The organism is Microcoleus sp. B7-D4 (assembly GCF_036705125.1).
In the GTDB taxonomy this organism is placed as follows: Bacteria; Cyanobacteriota; Cyanobacteriia; order Cyanobacteriales; family Microcoleaceae; genus Microcoleus.
Window position 1 is genome coordinate 1 of sequence record NZ_JAUBTT010000175.1, and the last position, 8,594, is coordinate 8,594.

The 8,594-nt window shown below is 48.2% G+C and carries 11 protein-coding genes; 2 read left to right on the forward strand and 9 right to left on the reverse strand.

What is annotated here, in order from left to right; all coding sequences use genetic code 11:
- From QUB12_RS35750 to QUB12_RS35790, 9 genes are all read right to left on the reverse strand, one after another.
- Nucleotides 1-1,917, reverse strand: a 1,917-nt coding sequence (locus QUB12_RS35750; RefSeq protein WP_333310850.1) for a hypothetical protein, incomplete at its 3' end; no start/stop codon positions are given.
- On the reverse strand, nucleotides 1,917-2,456 hold the full coding sequence (locus QUB12_RS35755) for a hypothetical protein (protein WP_333310852.1): 540 nt from the start codon (nucleotides 2,454-2,456) through the stop codon (nucleotides 1,917-1,919). The genes QUB12_RS35750 and QUB12_RS35755, both read right to left, overlap by 1 nt.
- Before the next feature lie 14 nt (nucleotides 2,457-2,470).
- Nucleotides 2,471-3,193, reverse strand: coding sequence for a hypothetical protein (locus tag QUB12_RS35760; RefSeq protein ID WP_333310853.1), 723 nt, complete (start codon nucleotides 3,191-3,193; stop codon nucleotides 2,471-2,473).
- A 67-nt stretch (nucleotides 3,194-3,260) separates the two neighbouring features.
- A complete protein-coding gene (locus tag QUB12_RS35765) occupies nucleotides 3,261-3,545 on the reverse strand; it encodes a hypothetical protein (protein WP_333310855.1) in 285 nt (94 codons plus the stop codon).
- 13 nt (nucleotides 3,546-3,558) lie between these two features.
- Nucleotides 3,559-3,774, reverse strand: a complete 216-nt coding sequence (locus QUB12_RS35770) for a hypothetical protein (protein WP_333310856.1) — start codon at nucleotides 3,772-3,774, stop codon at nucleotides 3,559-3,561.
- A gap of 3 nt (nucleotides 3,775-3,777) precedes the next feature.
- Complete coding sequence (locus tag QUB12_RS35775) at nucleotides 3,778-3,990, reverse strand: hypothetical protein (protein WP_333310858.1); 213 nt, start codon at nucleotides 3,988-3,990, stop codon at nucleotides 3,778-3,780.
- Nucleotides 3,991-3,993: 3 nt separating this feature from the next.
- Nucleotides 3,994-4,197, reverse strand: coding sequence for a hypothetical protein (locus QUB12_RS35780; protein ID WP_333049026.1), 204 nt, complete (start codon nucleotides 4,195-4,197; stop codon nucleotides 3,994-3,996).
- Between the two features lie 2 nt (nucleotides 4,198-4,199).
- Nucleotides 4,200-4,376 carry a hypothetical protein gene (locus QUB12_RS35785; RefSeq protein ID WP_333049028.1) on the reverse strand — a complete coding sequence of 59 codons (177 nt, stop codon included), beginning with the start codon at nucleotides 4,374-4,376 and terminating at the stop codon, nucleotides 4,200-4,202.
- Nucleotides 4,376-4,993 carry a hypothetical protein gene (locus QUB12_RS35790; RefSeq protein ID WP_333310861.1) on the reverse strand — a complete coding sequence of 206 codons (618 nt, stop codon included), beginning with the start codon at nucleotides 4,991-4,993 and terminating at the stop codon, nucleotides 4,376-4,378. Before QUB12_RS35790 ends, QUB12_RS35785 begins: the two co-directional genes overlap by 1 nt.
- A 169-nt stretch (nucleotides 4,994-5,162) precedes the next feature.
- On the opposite strand from QUB12_RS35790, the gene QUB12_RS35795 reads away from it, so the two are divergent.
- Together QUB12_RS35795 and QUB12_RS35800 are read left to right on the forward strand one after the other, a co-directional pair.
- On the forward strand, nucleotides 5,163-5,417 hold the full coding sequence (locus tag QUB12_RS35795; RefSeq protein WP_333310862.1) for a ribbon-helix-helix domain-containing protein: 255 nt from the start codon (nucleotides 5,163-5,165) through the stop codon (nucleotides 5,415-5,417).
- Between the two features lie 215 nt (nucleotides 5,418-5,632).
- The coding region (locus QUB12_RS35800; protein WP_333310864.1) for a DUF3854 domain-containing protein at nucleotides 5,633-8,594 on the forward strand (2,962 nt) is incomplete at its 3' end.

An 8,594-nucleotide genomic window follows, 5' to 3' on the forward strand; every position in this document is an offset into this window, starting at 1 on the left:
CGAGGAAAATAAACGCTCAGGAGCCACATTAGGGAACATCTGACTGACGGCTCGGACAGTCCACACAAAGCCGGACACTCCCCCTGACACTTTACTTGGTAAAGGTTCCAGCTCATCGGACTCAATCTCGCTGCCCGATTCACTGTCCGATTCGCTATCCGATGAGGTGCTATCTTCCATCGGACTATCGGACGGCTTTTTATCCCCCAAATCGAACTCCAAATCGTAAATCCGCTCCCAGTATTCAGCGTCAGAAAGCTGGGGTTTGTGATGGCTATTAGCCGTTCCCGATGAACTATTGAAAGTGTCCATTTGAGCACCAGAATCATCATCAATCCATGATTCTTTTACCTCAATTCGTGGCATCAGTCCTAGCACTGGATTGCCAATTGTGGAAAAGATAATTGGAGTTTGCTCGGTCATTGAATCCGGGACTAATAAGCTCAATTCGGCTGCTAATTTATCCCGTGTTTCCTTGCTTGCGATGACGTTTGAGTTGTTTAACATTTGCTCGATTACGCCATAAGACCCCTGTTCCTCACCGTTGCTCGTAGTCCTCACCAATCCTTGAGCTAACAAGGCTAAATTAAGGCGAATATTGCTATCTGCAACCCCACTAGATGCAATGTTAAAAGTTTGGGTGCAAATGAAGTAGCCGACGTTATACTGACCCCCTACGGTCGCTATACTTCCCAATTTGGAAGCCTTGTCTTCCCACAGTTGCGCGTTTCGTTTCTGCACTAAGCACTGGTAAGTCGCGAACCAATCTTCAAGGATTATTTTAATAGGTCGCTTGCGGTAGGTTTCCTCTGTTGCTGGCTTAGATTTCCGACGCTGCAACTTCTCGTAAACCTCATCCAAAAACTTCATTGACTCCTCTGGAAGTAGTGGGTCAAATATCATAATTCTGTCTCTCGGAACACCCGGAAAATCTTCGTATTTTTGGGCGATGACGTAGATTTCAGCCTCTGGAAAGCGCGTCTTTGTGTCCCGCAGCCACTTGTGTAGAGTGCGAGTTTTGCCAGTGCGAGTAGGACCCGCCAGAAAAATTGATGTGTTGATAGCTGCCAGAGAATTCAAGACTTTGGCTGCGACTTGACGGGCTATCTGAAGATTTGGGTTTGGCTCAATTGCTGACGCTGTTGAATCAGCCACTTTGTCGCTAGGGTCATTGATGCCGTCGAATGTTTGGGTTCCGGTCAGCCGAAGTTGAAAGGGATTCTTTTGGTTCCGCAAAAACTCAACATATTCGCGCTTTTTGTCCTCTGGTAGCCCCGCAGTTTCTGCCTCAAAAATAGCTTCCTCAGCTTCCATTTGAGCGATGCGGATGTCGGCTTCACCCAAAACTTCACACTGCTTCAAAACCACAGCGCAATCGTTGGCAGCAGCTTCCACATCGCCCTCGGCTTGTACTTCTTTAACCCTCATTGCCCGCCAATCTTCCAGCAGTTCAACACGAGCATTCAGTTGCCCTTTTGCTAGGTCGCGTTTATCTGCAAGAATCTCGTAGTTTGCAAGCTGTCGCTCGGAATTCTGCAAGCTCCGAAACCCAACACCTCCAACCCAAAAACTGCATCCACAAAGCGCCATCCACAGCGCTTTATGTGGGTTAGTTGCAGGGATTTTATTATGAACAACTACTAGAGGATTTGCTTTCCATTTCTCCGCATAATACTCGGTCATGATGTAGGGTTTGCCCGCTTTATCAACGCATTGCAAAGCTTGTTTGTTGCGGATACAGAGTTGCACCCGATTACTAGCCGTCCCGGTCAAGGCGCTTATTCCGCTATATATCCCAATCACAAGCGCCAAACCGACTGCCGACAACTTAGCGCCAACCGGGAGTCTTTCAAAGGTCAGAAGCAGTGCGCGGTTTGACTTAAGTAATTGAGCGTGTTTTTCGGTTAATGGTGTCATTACTTGCTCCCTCCTTTGGCTTTGAACATTAGGCAGAAAACGATAATGACAAGCCCAATTGAAGGCAAGTAATCAAAGTTACTTGAAACAGGTTTTTTAACCGTCTGAATTTCTTTGATGCCTATCTCCAAGCGTGGTTCTGCGTCCCCTACTTGCTGCCCTTCAGATAACGGTTCGGCAAGGCTGGCAATCATGCCAAGCGTCACGCCACCGCCAACAATTGCAGTAGCCAAGCGGTGCTTAGATTGCCCGGTAATCTTGGCTAATAGATAAACCTGATAAACCCCTATTGGCACTATCGAACCGCCTGCGACTTGCATCAGATGGAATGCAAAAACCACTGCTGAACCGATAGCTACGGGTGCGACGACTTCACACAGATTGGCAGCGTCCCGATACTGGCGCTCGGCGTTAGTTTCCTCCGGCTGCGGTTGGTCAATTGTTGGTGCTGCTGTAACTTGATATTGCTGTTGTTGTTGGTGCTGGTGCTGTCCCCCTCCCGAAAAGGAAAGGGGACTGGCCCCGATAAATTCGTGCATAAGTCCCCTCTTGCTTAACGGTTGTTGAAATTCATTACGTTCGCAAACCAGCCCCCAAACCCTCTAGCTGTACCAGTTGCCGACACGCTGGCGCTGTTGTTGCTGGCAGATCCAATAGTCACTGGCACTTTTTCCTGAATCCCTTTGTCCGAGCCGACTGTGGCTCGACTGAGCAGCTTCTGTCGGCGTTCTCGGAGCGATTCTTGGATGGTTTGACGCTTGGACGCCACCTCACCCCTGTTTGCGATAGCTTCCATCTTGTTCTCGTGTCGCCACAGCTCAGCCTGTAAGTCGCCTGTGAGCTCAGAAGCAATCTCGGCTAGTCCGTGCTGACGCTTGGTTTCAATCTTCAGCATCGCTGCACGGTCTTTAGCGTCTAGTTGCTCCATCTCAGACCCAAATTCCGCATTTAGCTTGCGGATTTTAGCGATGGCATTCCCGACTTTAGAGCCAAATTTTTTCCTAATTTCTGTCCAAGTAACCTGTCCATCAGCGATTTTCCCCAGCGCCTCCAGATAGGTTTCAGCGTTATCTAAAAATGGCTCTAAAACTAGGGCAAGCTGTTCGGCATTGGCAGCTTTATCTGCCATCGCTTCAAGCTTCGTAACATCGCTCAAGTAAGAGAGAATGTCAGCCTCTGTGTCGGCCCAGTCTCCCGCTTTTTCATCAATGTAGGGGCTGTGTCCGGCTGCTGGGTTCCTTATTGCTACGCTGCTGTTGTCGCGTCCAAAATCCATAGTAAAATCTCCTTAGATGAGTCCCCCCCTTTTTGCTAAGGGAGGGATGATTTATACGGCCAGCCAATTACTTTTCGACGGGTGTTGGCTGGTTCGTCATTTGATTGAGCTTGTGGCTAACTCGATCTGCTCCATCGTGTCCGACAGCCAGCAAATATTCACCGCGCCGCCAGCTTTCCGAAAGTTCGATCGCCGTTGCCAAATCCAGTCCAACAGCCATAAATTGGCACTCCGGGAATCCGAGGTTATCGCAGTTGATGCACGGACGCTCTGGCTCATCGGTAACAGGCGGCTGCAACTGAGCCCAGATTTCTGGATTGGATTCAGGCGTAATTTCAAAAACTTTGGTCATTGCTCAAGCCCTCCTATTCAGATACACTGCCAGCACCATCTGAATCCAGATTTATGCTGTTGTTAATCGTCACGTTGCCATGGATAATTGTTGGCTCCGGGACTCGCTTTGCGCCCGATTGATAGCCCGTGTCGTACCCAATTGCAAAGACAAGAGTGCCCCCTATAAGCACACCCCCAACCATTATCTTGGTCAGGTTTTTATCGAAGTTGTCATCATCGTTAAGCATCACTTAAGCCTCCTGTTCGGTTACATGAATCTCTGTGTTTGGTGGCCACTTCAAGCCATCTGTTTCGCCATCTACTTCAATCAAGATTAGCTCTGCTTTTGTTTGGCAGTCGGTCACTTCGGCTACCCTAGAAACTGTTTGGTTTGCCGTTCCCCAACCTGACCAGAAGTTAACTATGTCGCCTTCCTCGATTTCGCTTGCTTTCTTGGTTTTCAATAATTAAACCTCCTCAGCCTTAACGTCAACTGCGTCGCCATCTTTCGATAAATCCTTGCGCTCTGGAGTTGGTGACTTGTGATTGATGACTGTGCCAGCAATGTAGTCGCCTTTGATGTTCTCGACGTAGTTTCCGCCGTTGGTGTTAATGACTCGCTTGCCGGGTTTACCGTCGTCAAAAACTACACCGTTAATAATTCGTACCATTTTCACTCCCTCAAACTGTTAATTTGCCCAATCACTGCAATCGCTATAGCATCCGCTACTCCTTCCTCTCTTAATTGCAGGGCAGCAGCCTGTAAAGCTTCCTGCGGGCGGGTTCCTACAACATTAAAGGTTCGAGTTGTTTTACATTCCCGCTGCACTTTTACTTTGTAAAAAGCCATTATTCAGCCCCTCCTAGCTTCATTGCCCGCAGTTGTGCCAGAACTTCAGCTTGTGCCTTCTGTTCAGCTTGAAACACTGCGAGAGCTCGTGCAGCCCCACGGTTTTGAGCTGCGTTGATTTCGGCTGTGTCCAAGTCAGCATCGCGCTGTTGGGCCGCTTGGTTTTCGGTTGCGATTTGTGCCAGAAGTTGCATCACGTTTTGGTTCAGAGATGCCGAAGTAGAAGTCGCATTTTGGTTCAATTCGGCAATTCGTCGATCGAGCGCTGGCGTGTATTCGGAGATTGTCAGTGTTGAGACTTGCGAGGGAGAGGTCGCGGCTGGTGCTGTTTGTACCAGTTTTCGGAGTTCAGTGAACTTTCCTGAATTCAATAATTCAATCGCATCTAGAGCGATTCGAGAGTATTCAGTAGCCCGCGCACCTCCACGGCGTAAGGTTTTGAGGTCGAGTCCGTAAATGCCTTGCAGTTTAGCAATCGCCTTCTGCAATGCAGATTTATTCAATCCGAGAATCTGTTGTACTTGCGCTGCGGGATACCAGCGTTCAATCGATTCGGAATCGGTGGAATCGATTGACTCAACCTCTACGTCAATCACAGCTTGGTTTTTAAGGTTCATAGTTTAGCCTGCTTAAGGAGAATCAATTCGGAATCGATTTGGCATCGATTCGCTATGCGTGCTATTTTAGTTTCAATTTACATCACTTGTCAATAGTGATGTAATTGGTAGCAAGTTTTTGTATCGGTAGACTTTTGCGGATAATGTTGATACACGTCAACGCAATCCCATGACTACCAAGCGGCCTAGAACTACTATCAGTTTTGATGACGATGAGTATGAAGAGTTGAAGGCGTGGGCGGATGAAGAGTATCGCACCATTCCTCAATTAGTTCTCGTATTCGTTAAAAAAGCGCTGGAAGAACGACGGGCGATGCTTGCCCAAGATTCACAGGGAGCGCCCGTCGTGTCTACAACAGTAAAACCAACCGCCACGGCCAAAGCCAAGACCAAGCGGAAGGGAACTCCCAAGGATGCTAGTTAAAGATACTAGCGAATGTCTAATAACCTGCTAGCCAAGGTCTAGCAGCCGGGGCTAGACAACACAAAAGCGCTTCCAGCAATGATGCTTTCAGCGCTTTGCGGTATATTTTTCTTATTGCGTAAACCCCTAACTCTGTTTCTCGTCCGCCAAGATTTGAACAGAATTAGGATACTCCTTTCAATGTCTAACAAACATTGAAAGCTTCCCACCCTCATATGATGCCACACAGTGAAGAAATTGCAACCAATTTTGCTGGCGATTTAACTCAATCTGCACAATCTGCATCCCCCCTATGTGGAGATGCGTCAACCCCTGGATCTGCCTCAATTCTATCAGTATCCCCCCCTCAAGAGCAAGGAAATCAGGAGTTAGGGGGGATTCTATGCAGCATCGATAAAAAATTCCTCACGCCCGAACACGAAGCCCACATCGCAGGTAGAGGGCTGCTCAATCCTTGGGCCCGCGAATGCAGCTTCAGTGCCAGCATCGCCCAAGCTTCGCTCTATGGGATTTCGACAAAATCGGCGGGCATCCTGTTCATAGGGCAAAATGGGCAAGTACAATTCCGGCCTAATATCCGAGAACCGAAGCGAGGCAAAAAGGAGCCGCCAAAGTATTTAACGTCAGTCGGAGAATTTGATGCTTTCGTCCCCCCATCTCCCGATAACCCGCTCTACTGGGAGATTGAAGCCCTAAAGCGAGAAGCTTTTTATATCAATGATGTGCCTTATATTCTCCTTACTGAGGGAGTATTTAAAGCCCTTGCCGGGTGCTCAAATGGCATCCCCACAATTTCCTTGCTGGGAGTAGAGCAAGGCCTGACAGGCAAAGCCCGCGACCCCGAAAATCAGCGATTTCTAGTACCCGCGCTGAGAAAGCTCGCAGAGGCTGGCTTTGGCTTTATCATTGGCTTTGATGCCGATGCGGCCACAAATCCAAATGTCCGCGCAGCCGAGAAGAAATTGGCCAAGCAATTGGCTAAATTCAATGTGTTAGTGAGAACTGTCACGGGCGCATGGGAAGCGGGCCCGAAAGAGGAATTCAAAGGGATGGATGATTTTATTCAGCACAAAGGAATTGAGGAATTCAGAAGGATTCTTGGTAAAGCAAAGCTGTTTGGCGACGAAAAAGAAGGGGATAAGCCTACCCAGAAAAAACCTCCTACTCCCCGCGAAACAGCAGCGCAAATAGCAGAAGAATACGGGCATCAGTGGAAATTTGACAATGAACAAAAAGCTTGGCGAATATGGACTGGCAAAGAATGGGAGAAAATCGAAATAGGCAATTTTGAAAGTCTACTAATGACCGTAATTGATGCCAAAAATATTCCTTACAGCGGGGACGCCTACTTAACTGACGTACTCAAACTTTTAACCAAAAGACTGAGGGTTGCTCGCTGGCAAACTTGGGACAGGAAGCGTTACATCAATTTCAATAATTACGTGCTCGATGCTAGCAGGTTTACACGCTTAGACCACTCGCCGGGTATGGGATTTACTTCACACCTTCCTTATGAATACAAGCCTCTCACAGGCAGTACAAGCAGCGATGTGTTGGAGACGTTAAAACTAAACTGCCCGAAGGTTTACCGATGGATGAATACGGCAATGCAGGGCAACCGCAAGAAAATCCTCAAACTGTTGGCAATCATCAACGGATTGCTTAAGTTTCGATTTTTTGACTTGCAGATGCTCGTTCACTTAATCGGTAAGCCGGGGAGCGGAAAGGGTACATTTATTCGACTACTTCAAAAAATAGTAGGTCGAGAGAATTGGAAAGGATGCAAACTCAAAAATATGGATGACGGCTCAACAATTGCCAGTATTATCGACAAGCAATTGGTAGCCTGTCCAGATGAGCGCACTGCTTTGGGTGTAGATGCGATATTGTCCTTGACTGGTGGCGATGCCGTTAGTTACCGGGAAGTATATAAACCAGCCTCTGATGCTTTTTTCTACGGTTTACTAATCATTGGAAGTAACAACCCGATTTTCGTAGGCGATACAACTGGTTTAGACCGCCGTTTGTGTCTTGTTCACTTCGACAATCCCTTACCAGCGGTGTTGCGAAATTCAAACATTGAAGCGGAGATGGATGAAGAAATCTCTCAACTCATTGCCGTGGCTCTTAGCCTTTCTGACAGCACAGTTACCGAGTGCATTCAAGGGGTAGGCAAAAATCAGATTGCAGAATTCAAGCTCGAAGAATGGGACATGAAACTGCAAACCAACAGCGTGGCAGCTCACTTTGATGATTGCTTGATTGTAGACCCGACTGCCTCGACACCTACGGGCAAGGTTTACGAACATTACAAGAATTGGTGCGACTCCAACCTCAAAGCAGTTTCTCATATCAAGTATCCAAAGATGCTCTCGGAGCTCTGCAACGATTACCTTGAACTCACTGGAGTCAAGTGGCAGCGTTCCCGTGGTCGCAGTTGGATTGAAGGACTAAGACTTCGCACCGAAGGGGAAACATCGCCCACTCATTCTGATGTACTTTCGGCACTTATCCCTCAAGATTCTCCTACCAATGATGCGGGGTTTGATGCGGGGTTTGACGGGGTTACGACGGGGTTACGACGGGGTTCAGAATCCTTGCCAGACGGGAATTACAGCTATTTGCGGGGTTTAGACCCTTTAAACATTGCAGATAAAACCGAAACTTCTTCATCGCATGAGGAAAGCCACAAGACGAACCAGGAAACAGAAGCAGTGAAAATAGAAAAAGTAGGTTTGAACCCCGTCAACCCCGTCAAAATATCAGAACCCTTACCAGTAGAAGATTTAAACCCCGCAACAAACCCCGCACAAACCCCGCATAAACTCCGTCAAACCCCGCACTCTGAACTCAACGAAGATGAACTCAACCTGCGGGACATGATTCGGATAGCAACGGCAGAACCCGACTCCGAATCTGCACGACGGGCAGCGGCCGACATTCTGCCAATCCTTAAAGATGTCTGTGCTAGGGGAGCTGCAAACCGCGAGAAAGTTTGGGCCGCTTTGACCGATTCGGAGCGAGCGATATTCTCGGAACTGACGGCGAAGCCGAGCGCCGGTAGCGACAATCCGCAAGAACCAAACCCCCCCCAACCCGTGCCAGAGCCAGAAATTATCGCCCCCGCCGATGCCGAAAAATTGCGAGAAATTGCGACTGTTTGGTGGCCCGAATACT